Source organism: Xenorhabdus vietnamensis (assembly GCF_002127535.1).
Lineage (GTDB): Bacteria > Pseudomonadota > Gammaproteobacteria > Enterobacterales > Enterobacteriaceae > Xenorhabdus > Xenorhabdus vietnamensis.
This window is the reverse complement of sequence record NZ_MUBJ01000007.1, coordinates 179,296-201,510: the sequence shown is the minus strand read 5'-3', so window position 1 is coordinate 201,510 and position 22,215 is coordinate 179,296. Positions and strand designations below refer to the sequence as shown.

At 40.9% G+C, this 22,215-nt stretch carries 24 protein-coding genes and 1 riboswitch; of the genes, 18 read left to right on the top strand and 6 right to left on the bottom strand.

Annotated features, from left to right (window positions below; translation table 11 throughout):
• Positions 1-185 precede the first annotated feature (185 nt).
• The 4 genes from Xvie_RS08955 to thiB are packed head-to-tail and all read right to left on the bottom strand — an operon-like array spanning position 186 to position 3,686.
• On the bottom strand, positions 186-389 hold the full coding sequence (locus Xvie_RS08955; RefSeq protein WP_086108973.1) for a hypothetical protein: 204 nt from the start codon (positions 387-389) through the stop codon (positions 186-188).
• 24 nt (positions 390-413) lie between these two features.
• Entirely contained in the window at positions 414-1,109 is a 696-nt protein-coding gene (gene thiQ / locus Xvie_RS08950; RefSeq protein ID WP_086108972.1) for a thiamine ABC transporter ATP-binding protein ThiQ, read from the bottom strand.
• Positions 1,102-2,706 (bottom strand): thiamine/thiamine pyrophosphate ABC transporter permease ThiP, encoded by a 1,605-nt coding sequence (thiP, locus tag Xvie_RS08945; protein WP_086108971.1) that lies wholly within the window; start codon positions 2,704-2,706, stop codon positions 1,102-1,104. The genes thiQ and thiP overlap by 8 nt, the downstream gene beginning before the upstream one ends.
• Positions 2,682-3,686: a thiamine ABC transporter substrate binding subunit gene (thiB, locus tag Xvie_RS08940; protein ID WP_086108984.1), complete on the bottom strand. Its 1,005-nt coding sequence runs from the start codon at positions 3,684-3,686 to the stop codon at positions 2,682-2,684. Before thiB ends, thiP begins: the two co-directional genes overlap by 25 nt.
• A 106-nt stretch (positions 3,687-3,792) precedes the next feature.
• A riboswitch (TPP riboswitch) is annotated at positions 3,793-3,897 on the bottom strand.
• A 116-nt stretch (positions 3,898-4,013) separates the two neighbouring features.
• Here thiB and rppH point away from each other — a divergent pair.
• The 18 genes from rppH (at position 4,014) to Xvie_RS08850 (ending at position 20,690) form a co-directional block, all read left to right on the top strand.
• On the top strand, positions 4,014-4,544 hold the full coding sequence (rppH, locus tag Xvie_RS08935; RefSeq protein WP_086108970.1) for an RNA pyrophosphohydrolase: 531 nt from the start codon (positions 4,014-4,016) through the stop codon (positions 4,542-4,544).
• Positions 4,545-4,553: 9 nt separating this feature from the next.
• Complete coding sequence (gene ptsP / locus Xvie_RS08930; RefSeq protein WP_086108969.1) at positions 4,554-6,800, top strand: phosphoenolpyruvate--protein phosphotransferase; 2,247 nt, start codon at positions 4,554-4,556, stop codon at positions 6,798-6,800.
• A 147-nt stretch (positions 6,801-6,947) separates the two neighbouring features.
• Complete coding sequence (gene lgt / locus Xvie_RS08925) at positions 6,948-7,838, top strand: prolipoprotein diacylglyceryl transferase (protein ID WP_086108968.1); 891 nt, start codon at positions 6,948-6,950, stop codon at positions 7,836-7,838.
• Complete coding sequence (gene thyA / locus Xvie_RS08920; protein ID WP_086108967.1) at positions 7,835-8,629, top strand: thymidylate synthase; 795 nt, start codon at positions 7,835-7,837, stop codon at positions 8,627-8,629. The genes lgt and thyA overlap by 4 nt, the downstream gene beginning before the upstream one ends.
• 202 nt (positions 8,630-8,831) lie before the next feature.
• A complete protein-coding gene (locus Xvie_RS08915) occupies positions 8,832-9,722 on the top strand; it encodes a hypothetical protein (RefSeq protein WP_244175553.1) in 891 nt (296 codons plus the stop codon).
• Between the two features lie 6 nt (positions 9,723-9,728).
• Positions 9,729-10,370: a LysE family translocator gene (locus Xvie_RS08910; protein ID WP_086108966.1), complete on the top strand. Its 642-nt coding sequence runs from the start codon at positions 9,729-9,731 to the stop codon at positions 10,368-10,370.
• A 111-nt stretch (positions 10,371-10,481) separates the two neighbouring features.
• Positions 10,482-10,994: a hypothetical protein gene (locus Xvie_RS08905; protein WP_086108965.1), complete on the top strand. Its 513-nt coding sequence runs from the start codon at positions 10,482-10,484 to the stop codon at positions 10,992-10,994.
• 71 nt (positions 10,995-11,065) lie between these two features.
• Complete coding sequence (locus Xvie_RS08900) at positions 11,066-11,539, top strand: helix-turn-helix domain-containing protein (protein ID WP_086108964.1); 474 nt, start codon at positions 11,066-11,068, stop codon at positions 11,537-11,539.
• Positions 11,536-12,069, top strand: coding sequence for an IS630 family transposase (locus tag Xvie_RS08895; RefSeq protein WP_139838838.1), 534 nt, complete (start codon positions 11,536-11,538; stop codon positions 12,067-12,069). The genes Xvie_RS08900 and Xvie_RS08895 overlap by 4 nt, the downstream gene beginning before the upstream one ends.
• Positions 12,066-13,244 (top strand): TauD/TfdA family dioxygenase, encoded by a 1,179-nt coding sequence (locus Xvie_RS08890; protein ID WP_244175552.1) that lies wholly within the window; start codon positions 12,066-12,068, stop codon positions 13,242-13,244. The genes Xvie_RS08895 and Xvie_RS08890 overlap by 4 nt, the downstream gene beginning before the upstream one ends.
• Positions 13,245-13,553: 309 nt before the next feature.
• Entirely contained in the window at positions 13,554-14,060 is a 507-nt protein-coding gene (locus Xvie_RS08885) for a prepilin peptidase-dependent protein (RefSeq protein ID WP_244175551.1), read from the top strand.
• A complete protein-coding gene (locus tag Xvie_RS08880; RefSeq protein WP_086108962.1) occupies positions 14,057-14,668 on the top strand; it encodes a prepilin peptidase-dependent protein in 612 nt (203 codons plus the stop codon). Before Xvie_RS08885 ends, Xvie_RS08880 begins: the two co-directional genes overlap by 4 nt.
• 123 nt (positions 14,669-14,791) lie before the next feature.
• Positions 14,792-15,250: a YgdB family protein gene (locus tag Xvie_RS08875; protein ID WP_244175550.1), complete on the top strand. Its 459-nt coding sequence runs from the start codon at positions 14,792-14,794 to the stop codon at positions 15,248-15,250.
• Positions 15,247-15,654: a prepilin-type N-terminal cleavage/methylation domain-containing protein gene (locus tag Xvie_RS08870; protein ID WP_086108960.1), complete on the top strand. Its 408-nt coding sequence runs from the start codon at positions 15,247-15,249 to the stop codon at positions 15,652-15,654. Before Xvie_RS08875 ends, Xvie_RS08870 begins: the two co-directional genes overlap by 4 nt.
• Positions 15,655-15,796: 142 nt before the next feature.
• Positions 15,797-17,008, top strand: a complete 1,212-nt coding sequence (locus tag Xvie_RS08865; protein ID WP_086108959.1) for a tyrosine-type recombinase/integrase — start codon at positions 15,797-15,799, stop codon at positions 17,006-17,008.
• 34 nt (positions 17,009-17,042) lie between these two features.
• On the top strand, positions 17,043-17,543 hold the full coding sequence (locus Xvie_RS08860; protein WP_086108958.1) for a host cell division inhibitor Icd-like protein: 501 nt from the start codon (positions 17,043-17,045) through the stop codon (positions 17,541-17,543).
• On the top strand, positions 17,536-17,946 hold the full coding sequence (locus tag Xvie_RS21550; RefSeq protein WP_167376249.1) for a hypothetical protein: 411 nt from the start codon (positions 17,536-17,538) through the stop codon (positions 17,944-17,946). Before Xvie_RS08860 ends, Xvie_RS21550 begins: the two co-directional genes overlap by 8 nt.
• 2 nt (positions 17,947-17,948) lie before the next feature.
• Positions 17,949-20,690: a DUF927 domain-containing protein gene (locus Xvie_RS08850; protein ID WP_086108957.1), complete on the top strand. Its 2,742-nt coding sequence runs from the start codon at positions 17,949-17,951 to the stop codon at positions 20,688-20,690.
• Positions 20,691-21,123: 433 nt separating this feature from the next.
• On the opposite strand, the gene Xvie_RS08845 is transcribed toward Xvie_RS08850, so the two are convergent.
• On the bottom strand, positions 21,124-21,387 hold the full coding sequence (locus Xvie_RS08845) for a PAAR domain-containing protein (protein WP_086108956.1): 264 nt from the start codon (positions 21,385-21,387) through the stop codon (positions 21,124-21,126).
• 21 nt (positions 21,388-21,408) lie between these two features.
• Complete coding sequence (locus tag Xvie_RS23115; RefSeq protein ID WP_244175549.1) at positions 21,409-22,176, bottom strand: hypothetical protein; 768 nt, start codon at positions 22,174-22,176, stop codon at positions 21,409-21,411.
• Positions 22,177-22,215: the final 39 nt, after the last annotated feature.

The following is a 22,215-nucleotide window of genomic DNA, read 5'->3' as shown; positions in this document are numbered from 1 at the left end:
TTTCATGTCACGTTGCCAGAAAAAGCCAGTGAACTCATTACCCGTCTGACTGATAATTTCCAGATTTTAAAACCCGCATCTTCAAGTTAATTGCGTATATAAGAAAGTAGAGTTGGGTAATATAGAAAGTGATAAGTAAGGTATATTGGAAGCGTGGCCGTTTAAGCGGCCACTTTTGTATAAAATCAATCTATTATTATAATTTCTTTCCCATTGATCAATATATCCAATCCACTGAATATATCATGACCATATTTAGTTATGAATTTTAAATATTCTGGGAATATTTGATATTTTTCTTGGATAATAAATTTGATGCACTCTTCTCTTTGAACAGTATTTAGGGATATTTCTCCATATTGTTTTTCTAATTTTATTAACTTATTCATCTTGAATTTATCCGACTCAGTAATTCAAACTATCCCCAAAATCACCGCCTCATCAGCCTCTCCGCTCACCAATTTCTTTGTTGCTCCATCATAATGAATTTTTCCATCCACAATTAGCAAGGAACGTGGGGCGATTTTTGCTGCATCATCAAGATTATGGGACACCATTAATAAGGTAATTTGTCGTTCACTGCATATTTGATCCAGCAATTCCAGCATTTCATTACGTAAAGCAGGATCAAGTGCCGAAAAGGGTTCATCCAGCAATAAAATCGGTTGATGGCGGACTAAACAGCGAGCCAGTGCCGCCCGCTGGCGTTGTCCGCCAGAAAGTTGAGCTGGCAGGCGAGGCAAACACTCTTCCAGCGACACTTGTGTGGCAATCTGTTGGAGTGTTTTCTTTTGCTCAGTACTCAACCGTAATCCGGGATGCAATCCCAAACCAATATTTTGCTCAATGGTTAAGTGGGAAAACAGGTTATTTTCCTGAAACAGCATCGAAACGGGTCGTTTGGAAGGTGGGGTATTTGTGTGATTTTCGCCATCCAGCCAGATATTGCCTTGTTCTGGGAACTGGAAGCCCGCAATTAAACTTAATAATGTACTTTTACCTGCGCCGCTTGGGCCGAGGATCGCAATGCGTTCTCCGGCTTTAACGCTCACATTAAAATGCATGGCAAGGTGTTCATAGGTATAAGTGACATTTTCAAGTTTAATCATGGCGTCGGCTCGGTAAGCGTTCAATCACAGTGAATAAAATAAAACAAAGCAAAAGCAGCAGGAATGCGGTTACTGCACCATCCTGACTACGATATGCCCCGATTTGTTGATACAGGTAATAAGGCAAGGTGCGGAAATCTTCGTTGCCAAATAATGCGACGACACCAAAATCCCCGATTGATAATACACAGGCGAAAGCCAGCGCCTGCGCTAATGGGATTTTTAATGCTTTAAGCTCGATCCAGAGAAGGCGGTGAAGCCCTTGGATATTGAGAGAACGACATAAGGAGTTGTAACGCTCCGCCAGATCGCGCATCGGATTTTCCAATACTTTTAGGGCGTAGGGGATTGCCATTAGTGCGTTGGTCAAGATAACCAATCCGTAAGGTGATTGAGGTATGCCAGTGGTGGTGTTCAGCAGGAGAAAAAATCCCGTGGCAAGGACAATTCCCGGCATGGCAAGGATTAACAAACCGCTGGTTTCCATCGCCTGCCCCCATCGGGGAGAGTGGCGTAAACGTAGTTCTCGACTGCTCCATAGCAACATCATAGTTAGGAAAACACACAGCAATCCTGCGCCTAACGCAATGATGATAGAAGTTATCAGAGCCTGCCATAAAGCAGGTTGGCTTAATACATTAAAAATACTACGGTTCAGGCCATCAACGATCACCGCAAATAGAGGAGGAAGTAACAGCAGTAAAGCGATGCCAATCAGTAAACCATCAGATAATTTTCTCATCCATGAGTCCTGTGGATTGCTCCATTGTTGTTGATGCCCATAACCAACGGAAAGTACACCCTTGAGCTTTTGGCTAAGGAGTACTAAACCGAGGCAACAAAAAAGTTGTATCAAGGCAAGCAGGGCAGCATGACCCAGATCGTAGTCGTAACTGATTGCCTGATAAATGGCAAGTTCAATGGTCGTTGCTGCCGGGCCTCCCCCCAAGGCAAGGACGGTTGCGAAACTGGCAAAGCACAGCATGAAAATTAATGCGCTGGTCGGCAGGATTTGGCGGCGCAGATAAGGCCACTCGATAAAACGAAAATGCTGCCATTCATTCATGCCAAGCTGGGCAGCGAGTTGGCGCTGCTCAATGGCAATACTTTCCAGAGATTGCAGCAATAACCGTGTTGCCATTGGCATATTGAAGAAAATATGTGCCAGTAGAATGCCTTGCAGCCCGTAAGGAGTAAAACGATATTCAACGCCTATCCATTGGAAAATATTTGCCAGCCAGCCGGTTTGACCATAAACGGTAAGAATGCCAAACAGAGCGACCAAAACGGGAAGAATCAATGTCATGGCACATAAGCGCAGAAATAGCGTCTTTCCCGGAAAATGGCGACGGTAAAGTGCCCGTGCCAGAAAAATGGCAGGGGTTACCGAGAAGGCAGCAGATAGAAATGCCTGCCAAAAAGTAAACCGAATGACATGCCAGAGATAACTGTCATTAAAGAATTCCTGCCAATGGCTTTCAGGCGCATTGAGCCACAGCGTTCCGAATGCTGACAGGGCAACAATAATTAATAGGCCGGAGGCAATGACCCCCGGCAATAACCAACCCGCGATTAACGGCTTACAGCGCTTTGCCATGTACGGATCCATTTTGTACGGTGTTTTGCCACATCATCTGCATTGAATTGCAGAGATTTTTCAGGAACAGGAAGTTGTTTGAAAACGTCAGGCAAAGGAATATCAATCACGGGATACATCCATTGTGTCGTTGGCAGGACTTGCTGAAATGCAGGTGAGAGCATGAAATTCATGAATTTCTGCGCCAGTTCCGGTTGTTTGCTTGAGACCACTTGAGCAGCCACTTCAATCTGCAAGTAGTGTCCTTCCTTGAAGACGGCCGCAGCATAGTTATCTTTTTTCTCTGACATAATATGATAGCCCGGTGACGTGGTGTAGCTCAGTACCATATCACCTTCACCTTTCAGAAACAGGCCATAGGCTTCACTCCAGCCCTTAGTGACAGTGAGTGTCTTTCTGGCAACTTTCTGCCATTCCTGTGCCGCTGTGTCTCCATAAAGCTTCTGTATCCAGAGCAGCAACCCCAAGCCCGGAGTGCTTGTGCGTGGATCTTGGTAAATAATCTTCCAATTCTGGTGACTGTTGATTAATTCATCCATACTTTTGGGGGGATGAGGCAAGGTGTTTTTGTTGAAAATAAAGGCGAAATAACCGTAATCGTAAGGAATAAACGTCGTATTGTTCCATGTAATAGGCAATTTCAGTTTTGAGGTATCGACGTGACTGGGTGTGAATAACCCTGTTTGTTGAGCGGCTTGAATCAGATTGTTATCTAACCCCAGTATGATATCTGCGGGGGTTTTTTTGCCTTCCATCCTCAAACGGTTCAGCAAGGATATCCCATCTTCCAGGGCAACGAGTTTCAGTTCACAGCCGCACTCAGCTTCAAAGGCTTTTTTGATGGCTGGCCCCGGGCCCCATTCAGAGGCAAATGAATCATAAGTATAAACTGTCAGTGTAGGCTTCACCTGAGCAAAGGCATTGACCGAAATAGACAACATACTGATAGCAATAAAGCTGGAAAATAATTTCTTGAACACTTTGCTCTCCTGTAGTTATGAATATTCATAATTATAAATATTAATAGTTATTAGCAGTGGCAAAGGATCTGAGAAGGTGCTAAATGAAAATTACATTTATTATATCAATGATTAGCGTCTCAAATCCCTACGACGGTACTAGCCGGTTCAGGTTCGACGGGTTTGTTCTCAGCAGTACTGTTTTGTAATAGCTGCACCCCGTTGAGATGGCGGTATTGTAGAGACTTCGGTTACGCCTGCAAAGTCCAATCATAGAGGTTTACCGCTTGAGATGAGTGTGAAACAATTAGCTATCTTTTTAAATTTGTTATACCGAGAGGTAGTCTGGTGATCGATGATGATGGCTACCGCCCGAATGTAGGAATTGTAATTTGTAATCGCCAAGGGCAGGTTCTGTGGGCCCGCCGTTATGGGCAGCATTCCTGGCAGTTTCCTCAGGGGGGTATCAATCCGGGGGAATCACCAGAGCAAGCGATGTATCGCGAGTTGTTCGAGGAAGTTGGTTTAAATCGCAAAGATGTACGGGTTCTCGCCTCAACTCGTAGTTGGTTGCGTTACAAATTACCCAAGCGTTTGGTGCGTTGGGATACAAAGCCCGTTTGTATTGGGCAAAAGCAACGTTGGTTTTTATTGCAGTTGCTGTGTAATGAAGCAGATATTAATGTGCAGCGCAGTAAGATGCCGGAGTTTGATGGTTGGCGTTGGGTCAGCTATTGGTATCCTGTCCGGCAGGTAGTTTCTTTTAAACGGGATGTATATCGCCGTGTGATGAAAGAATTCTCTTCTGTTGTGATGCCAACGCAGGAACCTGCTTCATTGCTATATTCACCTTATTTACATCGTCGTAGAAGAAGTTAGGTAATTACTATGCTCATGCGCTTACGGGAAATTGTCGAAAAGGTTGCTATGGCAGCTAATTTATCTGAAGCGCTTGAGCTGCTGGTCAATGAAACGTGTCTGGCAATGAACACGGATGTCTGTTCTATCTATCTGGCAGATCACAGGCGGCAATGCTATTACCTGATGGCAACTAAAGGGTTGAAAAAGCCCAAAGGACGAGCCATCAGTCTGGCCTTTGATGAAGGCGTTGTGGGGCAAGTTGGGCGTTTGTCCGAATTAATTAACCTCGCTGATGTCCGTGACCATCCCAGTTTTAAATATATTCCCCAAGTAAAAGAAGAAAACCTACGAGCTTTTTTAGGTGTACCAATAGTTTACCGTCGCCAATTGCAAGGAATATTGGTTGTCCAGCAACATGATCGACGGTTATTTAATGAAAGTGAAGAATCTTTCATGGTGACATTAGCGATGCAGCTTGCCGCCGTTCTCGCTCAGGCTCAAACAAAAGAGTTATTTGGTCAGTATCTTCAAACGCGTATAAAGGCTCTTGCCATTTCTAATGGCATTGTGATGGCGCAGGGATGGCAAGATCGCTCCCAACCTTTGTTGGAACAGGTTACTGAAGCATTAACACTGGACTATCAGGCTGAGCGCTTAAGGCTGACTTGTGCTCTTGAAAAAGCCACTGCCGAATGCCGTCGTATCAGCAAGCGTTTCACTATTAGCTCGCAGAAAGAAAGCGCCGCCATTTTTGATCTCTATTCTCATCTATTAAATGATCCTCGACTCAAACAAGATCTGTTTCATTCCGTCGATAATGGTTTTATGGCTGAATGGGCGATTAAAACCGTGATTGAGAAATATGCTAAACAGTTTACCAGTTTGCAAGATCCTTACATGCGAGAGAGGGCATCAGATCTGCGGGCACTTGGTCAACGGGTACTGTACCATCTGAATGATCTCTTCACCGAAGGAGGGCAATGGCCGGAGCGTTTTATTCTGGTTGCTGATGAACTCAGTGCTAACTTACTGGCTGAGATGCCAGAAGAGCAATTGGTTGGTGTAATAGTGCGGGATGGTGCGACTCATTCCCATTCCGCAATACTGGTTCGTGCAATGGGGATTCCCGCTATCATGGGGGCGGATATCCAGCCTGAGCTATTACACAACCGAACACTGATCCTTGATGGTTACCGGGGCGAGGTTTTTATTGAACCGGAACCTCTGATTGTCCGGGAATATCAACAAATCATTGAAGAAGAGCAGGTTCTCAGCAAGCTGGCTGAATGTGAACAGCAACAGCGAGCACAGCTTAAAAGCGGGGAACGGGTTCTGGTACAGCTCAATGCTGGCCTGAGTTTAAAACATGAACAACAGATAGAAGATAGTATTGATGGTATTGGACTGTATCGCACAGAAATTCCTTTTATGCTGAATAGCGGTTTTCCATCAGAAGATGAGCAGAAAAATCGCTATCAAGAGATACTGGAACTTTTCCCTGATAAGTCAGTTGTATTGAGAACACTGGATATTGGCGCTGACAAACAGCTTCCCTATATGCCCATTAATGAAGAAAATCCTTGTCTGGGGTGGCGGGGAATTCGCATCATGCTGGATCAACCAGAGATATTCCTGATTCAGCTTCGGGCAATGCTAAAAGCTAATGTACAGACGGGTAATTTAAAAATACTTTTGCCGATGGTGACAAGCATTGAAGAAATTGATGAGGCCCGAAAACTGATTGAAAGAGCAAAAGTTGAAGTGGAGCAAACTTTGGTTGCCACAATCAAAATGCCTCAGATTGGTATTATGCTTGAAGTACCCTCTACCATTTTTTTGCTATCACAATTAAAAAAGCGGATTGATTTTGTTTCTATTGGTACAAATGATCTGACCCAGTATTTGTTGGCGGTAGATCGCAATAATACACATGTCGCTTCGCTATATGATAATTTACATCCTGCGGTAATTAGAGCACTGAAATTGGCTTTTGATGAGTGCCGACGCCTTGATCTCCCTATTAGTGTATGCGGAGAAATGGCAGGTTTACCAATGGGGACATTAATATTGCTTGGTTTAGGTTATCGTAGCCTGAGCGTGAGTGGTCGAAGCGTTCCGCGTACCAAATATTTATTGCGACATTTGGATGCCAATGAGCTTGAGCATCTAATCAAATTGATATTAAAAGCCGAAACCAGCCATGAGGTAAAAAAGTTATCAGCCGAATTTATGGAATCCCATGGTTTGGGAGGCTTGATTCGAGGGGGGATTTAGTCACCATAAACCTTAATCCATTTAATTGCCTGTGTTATTATCTGCGATTATTTGTCTTAAGTTATTCAAGCCTTATAATTCATTCACATAAGATCATTTATTCACAATATCATTCATTCACATAACATTATTTTTTAGTGGGGAACGATGAGCACTAGCTATCTGGCATTTCCTAATATTGACCCAGTCATATTTTCAATCGGGCCTTTATCCCTCCACTGGTACGGTTTTATGTATCTGGTTGGTTTTGTTTTTGCCATGTGGTTGGCAAATCGCCGTGCGGCAAAACCAAACAGTGGCTGGAATAAAACCGAAGTTGAGAACTTACTGTATGCAGGGTTTGTCGGGGTTTTCGTCGGTGGACGCCTCGGTTATGTTCTTTTCTATAATCTCCCGATGTTCCTGGATAATCCTCTTTACCTGTTTAAAGTTTGGGATGGGGGGATGTCTTTCCACGGCGGACTGGTAGGGGTTATCTGCGCCATGTGGTGGTGTGCGCGCCGTACCAAGCGCCATTTCTTACAAGTCGCGGATTTTGTTGCCCCACTAGTTCCTTTTGGTTTGGGCATGGGGCGTATCGGCAATTTTATCAATGGAGAATTGTGGGGGCGTGTTACGCTTGATACGCCGTGGGCGATGTTATTCCCGGGTTCCCGCAGTGAAGATATTGCATTGGCCACAGCTAATTCTTCGTTATGGCCGATTCTGGAAAAGTATGGTGTCCTGCCCCGCCATCCATCACAGCTATATGAGATGGTACTTGAAGGCATCGTGTTATTTATCATCCTCAACTTATTTATCCGTAAACCACGCCCGATGGGGAGCGTCTCAGGCTTATTCCTGATTGGTTATGGCGCATTCCGTATAATAGTCGAATTTTTCCGCCAGCCTGACGCTCAGCTCGGGTTGTTTGAAGGGATAAGTATGGGGCAGATACTTTCTATCCCTATGATTTTAATGGGATTATTTATGATGATATGGGCATATAAATCCCCTGATAACAAAACTCGCAATAACAAGGTTCAAGAGACAAAATGAAACAGTATCTGGATTTAATGAAAAAAGTGCTGGAAGAGGGCACTGCAAAAGATGACCGTACAGGGACGGGAACACTCTCTATCTTTGGTCATCAGATGCGTTTCAATTTGCAAGAAGGTTTCCCACTGGTAACAACCAAGCGTTGTCATATTCGTTCCATTATCCATGAATTGCTTTGGTTCCTGAATGGCGATACCAATACCCAATATCTGCGAGATAATGGTGTGTCTATATGGGATGAATGGGCTGACGAAAATGGCGATTTGGGGCCTGTTTATGGTAAACAATGGCGTGCCTGGGGAACAGCGGATGGTCGCCAGATCGATCAATTGACCCAAGTTATTGAGCAGTTGAAAAGAGATCCAGATTCACGTCGTATCATTGTCTCCGCGTGGAATGTCGGGGAATTGGATAAAATGGCATTGGCACCATGCCATGCTTTCTTCCAGTTCTACGTAGCTGATGGCAAACTTTCCTGCCAACTTTACCAGCGCTCTTGTGATGTGTTTTTAGGGTTGCCATTCAACATCGCCAGCTATGCTCTATTGGTGCATATGATGGCGCAACAGTGTGATCTTGAGGTCGGTGATTTTGTTTGGACTGGTGGTGATACCCACCTTTACAGCAACCATTTGGAACAGACCAAACTTCAATTAAGCCGTGAGCCACGCTCGTTACCTAAGTTAGTTATTAAGCGCAAACCAGATTCACTGTTTGATTATCGATTCGAAGACTTTGAGATTGTGGATTATGATCCGCATCCGGGTATTAAAGCCCCGGTTGCAATTTAATTCTGAATGACATCAGTAAATAAAAAAACATTTTTTTCTTTTTTCCATCCTCGAATTTGGGGATGGAAATTTATTTACCTTAATGAATTATTTATTTCATTAATTATATTTCGTGCGGAAAATGCATCTTGCAGAGAACTTGACATTTTTTAATCAATAAGTAGATTGGTTGTTTATAACATAAACAGCAGGTGAAATTGACATGTTAAGTAACTCAGTAATTGAATCCTCATTTATGACTGGGGAATTGAGTCTGGATGCAGCAGTAATTGATATATTCAAATATAATGATGGTTATATTATTATTACAGAAAATAGCCCTTTTTATCCCAAAAACTATAAATGGGAAGATCAAAAAAGTGACGTCGGAGTTATAGCCTTTGGTACTCATATACTAAATATTGTCAAAACTTATACTGCGGCTATCATTGACGGACAGGTTTATATTGACCAGAATATACCTAATAAATTAAATTCAGAAGATAAGCTTATTCCAGCACACTATTTAGAGTCATTAAATGGTCTGGAAGAAAATTTTATTATAGATAGAAAAATTATTATAAGTAAAAAAGTTAAATTATCTGTTGATGCGGAAGCCAGACATAAAATCAGTGCGGTACATAGCATGGTGCATTTTATGTCCTTGGCTCTAAACAAGGCGGCCAATAAATATTGGAATAAAAATTATGATACAGATAGTTTAGGTAACTTTAATTTAGATAAGGCATCAATATTTAAATCATCAATTTCTGAATTGCAATCTGTAGATATATATCGGTTTGGTAAGTCGATAAAGAAAAAAGGATTTGATAAGGCAGCCTTTTTGCAGGATATTGATAGTGTTAATGAAGAAATTAATCTTACCCTGAAAAATTGGTTGTCAATCGGTAACGAAATACAGGTTGAATACATATCAAAAAACATTGGGGATTTGCGATTATGGAAAAGTTTTGTAGAAAATTATCCAGTTGTTATCCCTTGTGGTGGGACTCATATAAAAAATACAGAAGAAATAAAGGACTTTAAAGTGGAAATAAATCCAGGAGAAAGTGATGAATATATTGAAATAATAACACACTGCAAGTTGAGATAATAAAAGATGATTGGCTTTGAATTGATGTCTGTATTTATTTTATTGGCGTTACTCTCTTATCTGACCCCTGGCCCAGATTGGGCGGTTATCAGTAAAGGTGTATTCAAGAGTAAAAAGGAAGGCATGCTCACTGCATTTGGCGTGCAATCAGGGCTGTTTTTTCACCTTGTTTTAGGATCATTGGGTGCTACGGTTATTCTGGCGACATCGAAAATAGCGTTTAGTATATTGCAAATAATTGGAGCCTTTTATCTTGTTTATCTGGGAATCTCTGGGCTAAGAGAGATTTATCGCAATAAAAATCAACAACAGTCTATTACAGTTTCACAAGATGTAATCAAACAGAAAAGAAACCCTTTTTTAATCGGGCTTATGGCCAATGTATTTAATCCCAAAGTAGCCATATTTTTTATCAGTATTTTACCTCAATTTATTAATCCATCACTACCCCCACTCAGACAAGTTATCATACTTGGAATTATTGATATTATCATTGGTGTATTTTGGTGGATTATATTTGTTTATGCACTATCTTATATCCAGAATGTATTTTTAAAAGGTAATTCCCAAGTTATTATTGAGTCTATTACTAATGCATTTTTATTGTTATTTGGATTTGTTATGTTAGCAAGCGCCATTTTTATGTAAATAATTTATTTCTGTAATATGTGATTTCTGTCCGAATTTATCTATAGAGTCAGGGGCATCAATATGAAGTTTATTGATGCTGTTCTTATTTAAAATAGATGAGGTTAGGTAATGAAAGGTAGAAGTTTGCTTGTTGTATATGATGATTCTTTTTATAATAAATTAGGGAGAGATAATATTTCTATAAACTCATTTGGTAATATAATTGATTTTTTTATAAATTATAACTTTGATGTGTGTAATATAGACGATTATATATCAAGAGGGAATTGTATAAGTGATATTGATATTCTGATTACAACTAATGATGTTTCACAAAATAATATAGATGAGCAACCAAATATATCTATTATATTTTCTTTGTCTGAAATTTATTCGCATACTGAAAGTAACTCGATGAGCAAAGAGGTTATTACTAAGAATATAGAGTTTAAACATAAAAAATATGATTATTTAAATCAACTTGATGGAGAAATGAAAATAAATTACGGGGGAGAGAGTTTCCATTTGCATGGTAATTATGTGCGACAGTTTTTTGATTATAAGGGATGGCAGAGTTTTATCAATTACAACGATTTTGTTATTGGATTGAAAAAGAATAAAAACAATAAAAAATTCTATTAAGTTAATAAGATAAATTATCTGCATTATTGCTATGATCGATAACACGATAACCAGATTTTTCGCCTATTTTTATGAAATCGCAGATAACACTTTCTGAGCCTGAACAAATTACATTGCAACAACTTGCTTTGAATCATCCACACCGGGACATTCGGACGCGAGGAACGGGATTGCTCATGCTTGCCAGAGGAGAAAAACCACCTCAGATCGCCGCTGAGATAGGATGCAGTGTCCGAGTTATCTACAACTGGGTTCACACATGGCACAATTCAGGGATAGCGGGATTATTAGGGGGTCATGCCGGAGGCCGGTATCTTGCCATGACACCTGAAATGATTGCCACTGCGGTCGAAGCCGCCAGCGCAGAGTCCCTGACGCTAGCCAGAATAGCCCAGTGCGTTGAGGCAAAGCATGGTTTCCTGCCCTGTACGCTTGAAACGTTGGCGAATACCCTGAAAAAGCAGGGACTCACCTATAAACGAACCCGCCGGTCGATTAAAAAAAGCGCAATGAAACGGAGTTTGCTAAAAAATCCGCCTTACTGAATAAAATTAAGAGCGGAGCACGGTTAGGCCATTATCGACTGCTCTATTTTGATGAGGCCGGTTTTGCTGCGTCTCCTCCGATCCAATATGGATGGAGCCCACGGGGTAAACCCCATGAGACTGAGCCTCAAGACCATGACAGACGGTCGGTTCTGGGGGCGTTAAATTACACGGACAACACGCTGTTTTACCAGACAACATCAGGCAGTATCACACGCGCTAATGTGATTGATTTTTTAGAGCAGGTCGCCAAACAAGGGGACAACCGCCTGACATTTTTAGTGTTGGATAATGCCCGTATCCACCATGGGATCGAGGAAAAAATCAGAAATCGCTGGTTACGAGAACATAACCTGCTTTTACTTTATCTTCCTGCCTACAGCCCCGAGCTGAATCTGATTGAAATCATCTGGAAACAAGCCAAATATCACTGGCGACGTTTTATCACCTGGACTCAGGATACAATGGAGTATGAGCTAAATACTTTATTGGAAGGTTATGGCGATAAATTTGCAATTAATTTTTCTTGAGCACTTATCTTGGTTTATTGAATACTTATTCATCATTCTATTTCGCAAAATACGATAATGAGAATTTTTTAAAAAGAATAATTGGAGACATTATTGATAGCGATAAAAAAAAGCTCTATTTTCAGTCGGATACGAGTTTTTCTAACAATATAAAAGAATATGAAAAATCAGACATTACTCATGATTTATCTAAAATCAAAGGTAGCCATATTATTCATGTGGATAATGATGAGTTAATTAATAAGGGATTCTATGATGATCAAATGAATAGCCCTTACAATTGTCTGAATAAATTTCTTTCCGAAAGTTTTAAACGAATAACCTATCTTAACCAAGAATTTATAGAAAATTTATACAATTTTAAAAATTATGGTAATGATTATGGCGTATTGCTATTAAAAGGCTTAAATTTTGATGGTATTTTACCTCCCACTCCATCACATGCATTGCATTATCCTGACAAAGGAAATTTTTATGGTGAATTGTGGTTAGCCATGATTTCAGAATTCCTTGGTTGTGCTGTTGGGTATTCACAAGAAAAAAATGGCAACATATTCCAGAATTTGGTTCCCAGTATAAAAAAAGAGTTCCTATTGTCATCGGAAAGTTCAAAGAAAGAACTTGATTTTCATACGGAAATTGCTTTTCATCCATTAATGTGTGATTACGTTTTACTGTATTGTTTACGTCAAGATCATGAAAAAAATGCTAAAACTTTTACATCAAGTGCTAAGATGATGCTCCGAGATTTGTCTCTTAAAGAAATTAAAATATTGTCTGAGCCACTCTTTATTACAGGAATAGATTACTCTTATGGCAGCCCTAATGGAGTAAAAGGTAATGGCCCTCTGACTTCAATTCTTTATGGAAATCCTAATGATCCTTATATGATCTATGATTTGGATTTAATGAAAGGGCTTAATTCAGAGGCTGAATTAGTTCTTGATAAACTTAAAAAAATTGCTAATAAACATAAATATTGGGTTGCCCTTGAAGCTGGAGACTTACTTATCATTAATAATAATCGCTGCGTACATGGTCGTTCAGAGTTTATACCACGTTATGATGGCTATGATAGATGGTTATTGCGAACTTGTGCGTTAACAAATATTAAACAGGCAAGCTCAGATACTCTTGAAGAACCCAGAATTATTAATACACGTTTTATAGTTTAGATTATTTTATAATAAAATAATTTATACCCAATGTGTTTAAATTTATCAAAAATAAATTTAGATATAAAAATATCGATTAACATAAATGTAACTATTAAAGAGTAGATTACTATTCTACTCTTTTTTCTTATTTTGTGATTTTTAAATTTCATTTTGTGAACTATCACGCAACTAAAATGTAAAAAAGTAACACATCTGCTTTTTTTTCAAATCTGTTCGCATAAATAAATAGTGCCACTGTTTATTCTATTTCTAATAGTAGATATTTCCCTTGACCAAAACCGAGAGCAATATATAAGTCGGGAAATAATGGCGTATAAATATATAAACAACAAAAATGGATTTACATTGTTAGAAGTAATGATTGCGATGATCATCATTTCGATCAGTTTGTCCTGGGGATTGTATTATTGGGGGGAATATCAAAGTCGTCTGCGGTTACAATCTTCAGTGCATAATGTGTTGTCCTTTATGGAAAGGCAACAGGCTTTGGCAAATTATTTGAATCAGGATCGCACCTTATGGTTGATGGTAGGGCAACATTGGTGCTTGGTATCGTCTATAACCAAAGTTACTGATTGCAATGAAAGTGATGGGGAGCTTGTTAATTCTCCTCATGAAGATGTATTTTTGTCATTTTCCACGGCTGATCGCATTGATTTTTATGGGATCAGGAATACAGCGATGCCGGCGAGTTTCACTTTGGCAAACTCGGCAGGTGAAATTAGTGTCGTGATTTCGGGGCGTGGTCGGATCAGGACATGCAGCAATACAATTAATCAGCTTCCTAATTGTGAGGGAATAAAAAACCCATGATTTTGACTATTTTCTGTTTTAAACCAAAACAGGAAGGATTTTCCTTGCTGGAAATAATGATAGCCCTGCTGATCAGTAGCGTGATTTTTGTTGCCATGACGAAAACGTATCCGGTTTTATCAGTCCAGATTCTCGATCTTTACCGTAAATATAGATTGCATTATTTGGTGAGTAGAACGGCTTATTTGATAGAGAAAGATATCCGACGAGCAGGTTATTGCCTGGAGAAAAAACAGTGTGAAGGTGCTCCACTGATAATTAAAAAGAAAAATACAGAAACCGCCAACTCCTGTTTTATTGCTGCTTTTGATCTCAATTTAAATAATCGATGGGAAAAACCTGATCATATTGAGTCTGAGTTTTTTGGTTATCGGTTAAACAACCGAGCCCTTGAGTGGAAGAGAGGGGCTGAAGATTGTCAGGAAACTGGTTGGGAAAGGCTGTTTGATCCAAAAGAGATCGTCATTGATGTTTTTCATCTTGAAAAATCACGCACAAAAGACGGAGTAATTTTTATCACTTTGTCCATTAATGCCCGTTGGTTGAAATCCTCATCGATTGTGCATCGTCATCAAGCGACAATTCGGCTGCGTAATATCAGGGAATAAATAAGTTTCCAAAATGTTAGATCACTTTCTTATTATTCTTCGCACCGCAAGGAGTAAGAGAGCTTCAAGCTCTAAATGTATCACTATTATGAAAAGGCATTTATATCGGGACATGAAGAGAATATGACAGATAAGCAACAGGGAAATGTTTTGTTGGTATCAATAATGATGCTATTGGCACTGAGTTTGATGATGTTGAAAGCGCTCCATTATCAACAGGAAAGCGCGATGCTCATGATGATGGATGAACAAAATTATTTGAATGCTTTTCTGCGGGCTGAATCATCATTGATATGGGGAAAGGCTCAATCATGGCCGATTAATCAGAAAGAAATGAGCACTTGGTTTTGTCTGCAACAAACTGAGTTTAATTTGAATAGTTGTCTTAAGCACTATTCAGGTGATCTTTTTTTATTAAAAGGTGTCGCTCAATTCACATCAGGAGAAAAGCTTGAACTTTATCAATGGATGAAACAGATGAAACATTTAAATCAAGATACACTTATTCCTGCAACACTGGTTCCTATTGAAAGTGGCTGGCTGGATTTTTGCCCGGTTTCTCAGGCTGAATTTTGTTTATGAAAATGCACAGCTTATTTGGGCGACAAGAGGGGATGAGTTTACCTGAAGTTATGGTTGCATCTGCCGTATTTGCGATCTCTTTATTGGGTTTAATGCGTTACCATCAAGCATTGTCAGCCAATTTCCAACAATATTGGGGACAGCTCAAGGTGGTACGATATGCCCATGATCAGTTGGAACAATATGAGCGTTGGGAAGGCCAGATTGCTCCGAAGGAAACAGAAGGAGAGGCAATAATACAACGGGGATGGAAAATGGAATTTCAGCGAGAATTTCACTCTTTGGAGTGCTATCGAGTAACGGTTAAATTGACAGTACATTACAATAAACCAAGTAAATTAGAACGCTGGTTTTGTGCAGGTGGGAGATATAAAACTAATATCTCTTATGGTCTACTAAAGTAAATAACCGCAAGTAAAATAAATGAATTTATAATTTTAAATTCTATTTCAGTCTACTGTTGTCTTTCTAAATATCTACAATTTATTGTATAGTTTTTTGTATATGGTTTCCTTCTGTAATTTTTCTATACAATACTGGTGATTTATGAAGCTGACAAATTTGGCAATCAAGCGAGCCAAACCAAAGGAAAAAGCCTATACACTGGCAGATGGCAACGGGTTATCTTTGTTAATTGATACTAATGGTTCCAAAGGCTGGCGATATCGTTATCAATTTGCGGGTAAAACTAAAATGATCTCATTGGGGGTCTATCCGGTAGTCACACTTATTGAAGCCAGAACCAAACGTGATGAAGCCAGAAAGCTCGTTGCTAACGGAATTAATCCCAGTGAAGTAAGAAAAGCGGAAAAGATATCTTCCGCAAACCAAATAGAAAATACCTTCAAAAATATCACACTTGAATGGTACGAAAAGCGTAAAGACAGATGGTCAGCTTCCTATGCAATAGAAATGATGGAAACATTTGAAAAGGATGTTTTTCCCTACATCGGCAACAGACCGATTGCTGAAATTAAACCAATGGAACTGATGGCTGTTTTATCTCGGATGAATGATCGAGGAGCGACAGAAAAACTCAAAAAGGTTCGCCAACGCTGTGGGGAAGTGTGGCGGTATGCAATAGTTACAGGGCGAGCCGAATATAATCCCGCACCTGATTTAGTGTCTGCTTTTGTTGCGCATAAAAAAGAACACTACCCATTTTTAGCGGTTGATGAGATACATGCATTTTATAAGGCTTTAAATGCTTATACAGGGAGTTTCATAGTAAAGATGGGAATGCGTTTACAAATGATAACAGGTGTTCGCCCCGGTGAATTGCGTACAGCCGAATGGTCAGAAATTGATTTTGATAAATCTCAATGGGAGATACCCGCCGAAAAAATGAAAATGCGTCGCCCTCACATTATCCCATTATCGAGACAGGCCATTGATATTTTAGAACAGATAAAACCCATTACAGGTCAAAGGAAATATGTTTTTCAGGGAAGAATAAATCAATCCCAGCCAATGAGTGCAATGACATTAAATGTATTAATTAAGCGGATTGGATACGCTGGAAGAGCTACAGGACACGGCTTCCGCCACACTATGAGCACCATCTTGCACGAACAAAACTATAACTCTGCTTGGATTGAAACACAGCTTGCACACGTTGATAAGAACTCTATTCGTGGCACGTATAACCATGCTCAGTATATTGATGGTCGTAGAGAGATGCTTCAATGGTATGCCGATTATATGGAAGCATTAGAGAACGGTAATAATGTTGTTCATGGCAAATTTAAGCGCGCATAGCCATTAAAAAAATAGTAATAATTATCTCTTTACTTTGTCATCAAGCATTGGCTATATTGCGCTTGCACCAGCAAAATCTGGTGTCAGGATTGAGACCCTGATAATAGAAAAGGCGACACATGACGCTCCAAGCGTCTTTTTTTATGTCGCAGCATTACAGCACCTTTCATTTAGTAAGGCGTTATTTGCCTATACAAATTCAATGGTGATGCTGATGGGGCAGCCTTCGGGCTGGCTGGTTTCCTTTTCTGCCAGTAGTCTCAACCCTGTCAGCGTCACCGCCCCCATAGAGATTGAGACCTCTCGCGGTGACTCCTTAGAAAAAGAAAAGGAGATCGTCGTTATGATGACTATCCCTACCCAAACTCACTTTAAATTTCTATTTTTGAGCATCAAACGTTCAGATTTAGTCTCAATACCTTGCCGTATCGAAACAAGCGCCCCCAATGAACATCATGCAAGAATGATGCTTGTTCGCGACTATATTTTGTTATTTGCTGGTCGTCTGCCTATTCAGGGGGCGCATCATGAATAATAAACCTATCTCATTAAAACAGGCTCTATATCGTTCTGGTTTGGGGATTTCACTTTTCACGTACATTACCAAAAAAGCCAAGGATGAACGCTGCGAAACCAACTTAAATAACCTGATTGTGCTGGCGCACGGGATTCATCAGGAAGTTCATCGAGACCTGTTGAAACATGCCCCACAGAACCCAGTGAATAAATTAGTCAATTGCATCGTACAACGGGAAAGAGATCCATTAGGCCAGTCCTTATTTCGGGCAGGATTATGCACTTCTTTATATGAAGTCATTCTTGAGCAGGCCAGCCAACACTGTTCGGAAGAATTGCATGATTTGCTGTCACTGGCCTGTGATATCAACCATGAAGTTTATCACGCGCTTTATGCGGCTGTTAATGGTGAGGATGAGTGATCATGAATAAAGGAAATTATAACCAGAAACGCCGCCCATTAGATGTAATCCTAGCAGTGAAGCAATCCGCCGCTAACTATTGGCAAAATTTGTTGCCCGCTTGTGGCGTTGAAGTTCCGGCAAGAGGTAAACATGGTGCTTGCCCGATATGTGGCGGCACTGATCGCTTTCATTTTATCGATGATAACCATAACGGCGACTGGCATTGTCGCCAATGTGATGAGCCAAATCACGGTGACGGGCTGGATTTAGTGGCAAGAGCCAAAGGGATCACGATTTATGCAGCGGCCAAATTGGTGGCTGATACCTTAGCAATGCCTTTGCCTGAACCCAAAAGCGTCAAAGAACAACTGAAAGTGGCAAAGCCGATTTCTGAACGCATTGCGGCACTGGTTGCCACTACAGTTACGGGTGAATCTCAATATCTGGTGAAAAAAGAACTGAAATGCCCCAATCAGAACTTATTGAAAGATGGTTCATTATTACTGATCACTCGAACATTGCACGGGACAATCACGGGTGCTCAGACCATCAAGCCGAATGGTGAAAAACGTCTTGTTTCCGGTACGCAGAAGAAAGGCAGTTTTATCCCTGTATCTGAGATAACCGGAACGCCGGACACAATCATCATTACCGAGGGGTATGCTACAACTTTAACGGTCAGCCAGTTACATGACGGTGTAATGCTGGCGGCTATTGATGAAAGCAATTTACTGACTGTTTCCAAGCAGGTCAGGGCACAATGGCCTGACGCAAAAATCATCCTTGCTGCTGATAATGACTGGCATAGACCCGACGAACTGGATAAAAAAGGCAAACCAAAGGTAAATATCGGCAAGATTTCAGCAGAAAAAGCGGCTATTGCCGTGAATGGTTGGGTTACGTTGCCACCTACGGAATACAAAGCTGACTGGAATGATTATCGCCAGCAGCATGGCATTGAGACAGCAAAGCAGGCATTCAGCAATGGGTTATATCAGGCGGCGGTAGGGAACGTAGCAGCGTCAAAATCTGTAATCACTGATTCAGATGAATACCGGGAGAAAGAATACGATCCGCTAAAACCCCATATCGATATCCGCAAGAACGGCATTTACTGGGTTGAACCGAAAGAACAAGGTGGCGAAATCGTCGAAGTTGAAAAATGGCTGAGCGATTACATGGAAATCGTTGGCATTGGCAATGATGGCAGCGAAGGTTATCTCATTATCAAGCTACGTCAGGAAGGCACGGGAAAATGTATTGTTGAAGCGCTTCCCCGCCGTGAAATTGGAATGCCGGTTGGCTGGGCCAGATTACGTTCGCGGGGAATGAACATCACCGTAAAAAACAGTCTGTTGCCTGTTTTAGCTGAGCATCTGCAACGCAGCGGCGATCGCCGTGAATGGGTTGTGACACAGAAAGCAGGCTGGCACTGCGGCGCATATGTCATGCCGGACGGTGAAATCATCGGTCAGCCTTATATGCCTGTGGCGTTCAGTGGTGGCACATCCGCCATTGCCGGTTATATGATCAGGGGAAGCGCCGAACAGTGGAAAACACACGTTGCGTCATTACTGCAAGGCAACCGCTCAATGATGCTGGGCGTACTGGTGGGATTGTCTGCCCCACTTAACTCACTGACAGGCGGGAGCTGCTTTGGTGTGCATTTATTTGCGCAATCCTCCGCAGGGAAAACCACCACCGTTGAGGCGGCCAGCAGCTTATACGGCGATCCCGAAGAACTGAAATTATCATGGCACGGTACTCACCACGGTTTAAACAATGAAGCCGCAGCCCGTAATGATGGCTTTATGCCGATTGATGAAATCGGGCAAAGCTCGAACCCGAAAGAAGTCGCTAACAGTGCCTACAGTCTGTTTAACGGTGTCGGTAAAATTCAGGGAAAACGGGAAGGCGGAAACCGTGCTGTGATCCGCTGGAAGATTGCAGCCCTTTCAACAGGCGAGGAAGATTTAGAAACGTTTCTAATAAAAGGCGGGATCACCCCAAAAGCCGGGCAGCTTGTCAGGCTGCTCAGTGTGCCCTTTATTGATACGGAATGTTTCAATGGCCATGAGGATGGTGATTCTCATGCAAGAGCCATTAAACGTGAATCCAAACGCTATTGTGGTGCAGCGGGTCGGGCATGGGTTCAATGGTTGTCTGAGTATCAGGAGCAGGCAGTCGACATGACTGCCCGTAAAGAAAAAGAGTGGCTTGATAGCCTGCCAGAAGAAGCCTCAGCTCAAGTCAAGCGCGTTGCCGTGCGTTTCGCGTTACTGGATGCCGTTGGAGAGCTGGCAACCCATATTACCGGCTGGAATAAAGATGCGTGTCATGCTGCGGTAAAGCAAAGTTTCGATGACTGGTTAGCTGATTTTGGCATCGGAAACCGGGAAAAATATCAGGTGATCACGAGAACGCGTGACTTTATCCAGAAGTACGGGCTGTCACGCTTTCAGCCTTATACCTACGGCAGGCCAAATGGGGATATTGATACTTCACACGCCATGAGGATTAGTGATCTTGCCGGGTATCTGGTGCATAACCGCCGTCATGATGGACAGGCTGAATACCATATTATCCCCAGTGTATTTGAAGCAGAAATATTACAGGGATTACAGAAGAAATCCGGCTTTGAAGCCTTAGAAGAGGCTGGAATGCTGGTTAAAGCGGAGAAAGATCGCTTTATCAGCAAAACCATCTCAGTGAATGGCACTCAGGGGCGGTTTGTGGTGCTGATTTTCAGGGATGAGGATTAACCTCACGTAAGAGAAAAAAACATTGGGATAACGGGGTATTGGGATAAGAAAGATTTATTTTAAAATATATCAGATAGTTATAGCTTTTTTAATTATCCCGTCTTATCCCGCACTATCCCGTAACATTAGGTGATTACAAATAAAGTGATATCGTAGCAATGGAAGTTATCCCGAAAAAGATTTTTCTCTGGTAGGCTGTAATTTATTGAATTTTAAATGATTTAAATTGGCGCCATAATGTGACGGGATAGATTGGGATAGAGTAACACAATGAAATATATAATAAATATGTCATTTACCCCGTTATCCCGTGAAAATTGGTGCAGTTATATAAAGGTAATCGATAGTAACCGTTATTTTTTCAGCTCTCCGTGCTACCGGGCTAATACATTAACCCGGTAGCACGGAGAAGACAAGCGCAGCGCGTCAGTGTCTAAGCAAGAAACGTTTTCTGGCTGGCAATCAGTTTTGCACCACATGCTGTACGCATGCCTTCCAAGGCGATTTGTTTGTTCTGATACTTTAAAGTCTCACTTCCTTCCACTATCGGAAATGTATCTTCACATTTCGGGCAAACAACTAAATCACCTTTGCCTGCAACAGGAACACCTTGATAAACATAACCATCAATGGCAGTGATGACTTTACCACCATGATCGGTTTTATCGTTTAACCGGATAACGGCTTTATTTGGCATATTTATTCCCTCCTTAATCAGCTATATTCCTATGTTATTGGAAAATATTCTCAAATAATCTTTAACTTCTTTTTCTATCTTCATGATCGCTGAATCAGTATCAGAATAATATTGCCTGAACAATTTTGTATTTAAATGAGGCAAGAAAATATCCTGATCAAATTGATGGCCTAATAAAAACATTATCAGGGTTAAAAAGGCTGATTCATTAGCATTTTCTATGTCATACTGACCCGATTTCTCAACGCCGAATTGGATAAGTTTTTTGACATTTTTCTGTTTGATATATCGGTATTTTTGTGGGTAAAGGGAATTCAAAAGTGCATCTACGTTACTTTCATAGGTATTCCATTGAACGTTTAAACCTTCAATATTGATACTCTGTAATTTAAGCAGACTGGTTTTCAGGTATTCATCCTGTTCGCCCTGGACTTCATTAAAATATCGATTAACTTTATGATAAAGCAAAGTTGTTTTTTCTAATTGTCCAAGATTAGCGTAATTATCAAGGATAGTCTTTATCCATGAATATTGGGAATCAGTCTGAAATTCCGCCCCAAACAAAATCAACATATCAATATAAAACTGAACAGGACCACGTTGATCAAACCCATCGTTTTTTGTTTTTTCTATGGCGTCTGTCAGTACGGTTCTTAAGCCTTCTTTGCCTAATTGCATTTCAAGGTAAGGATAGGATTCATTACAATGCGCTACTAATTCATCGATATATGTATTGATCGAATGGTTTTTTAGTTTATTACATTGCTCTTCATTAAACTCTATAGGCATATTTATGATATCTCCGATCATAATGGCTAAGGCTATAGT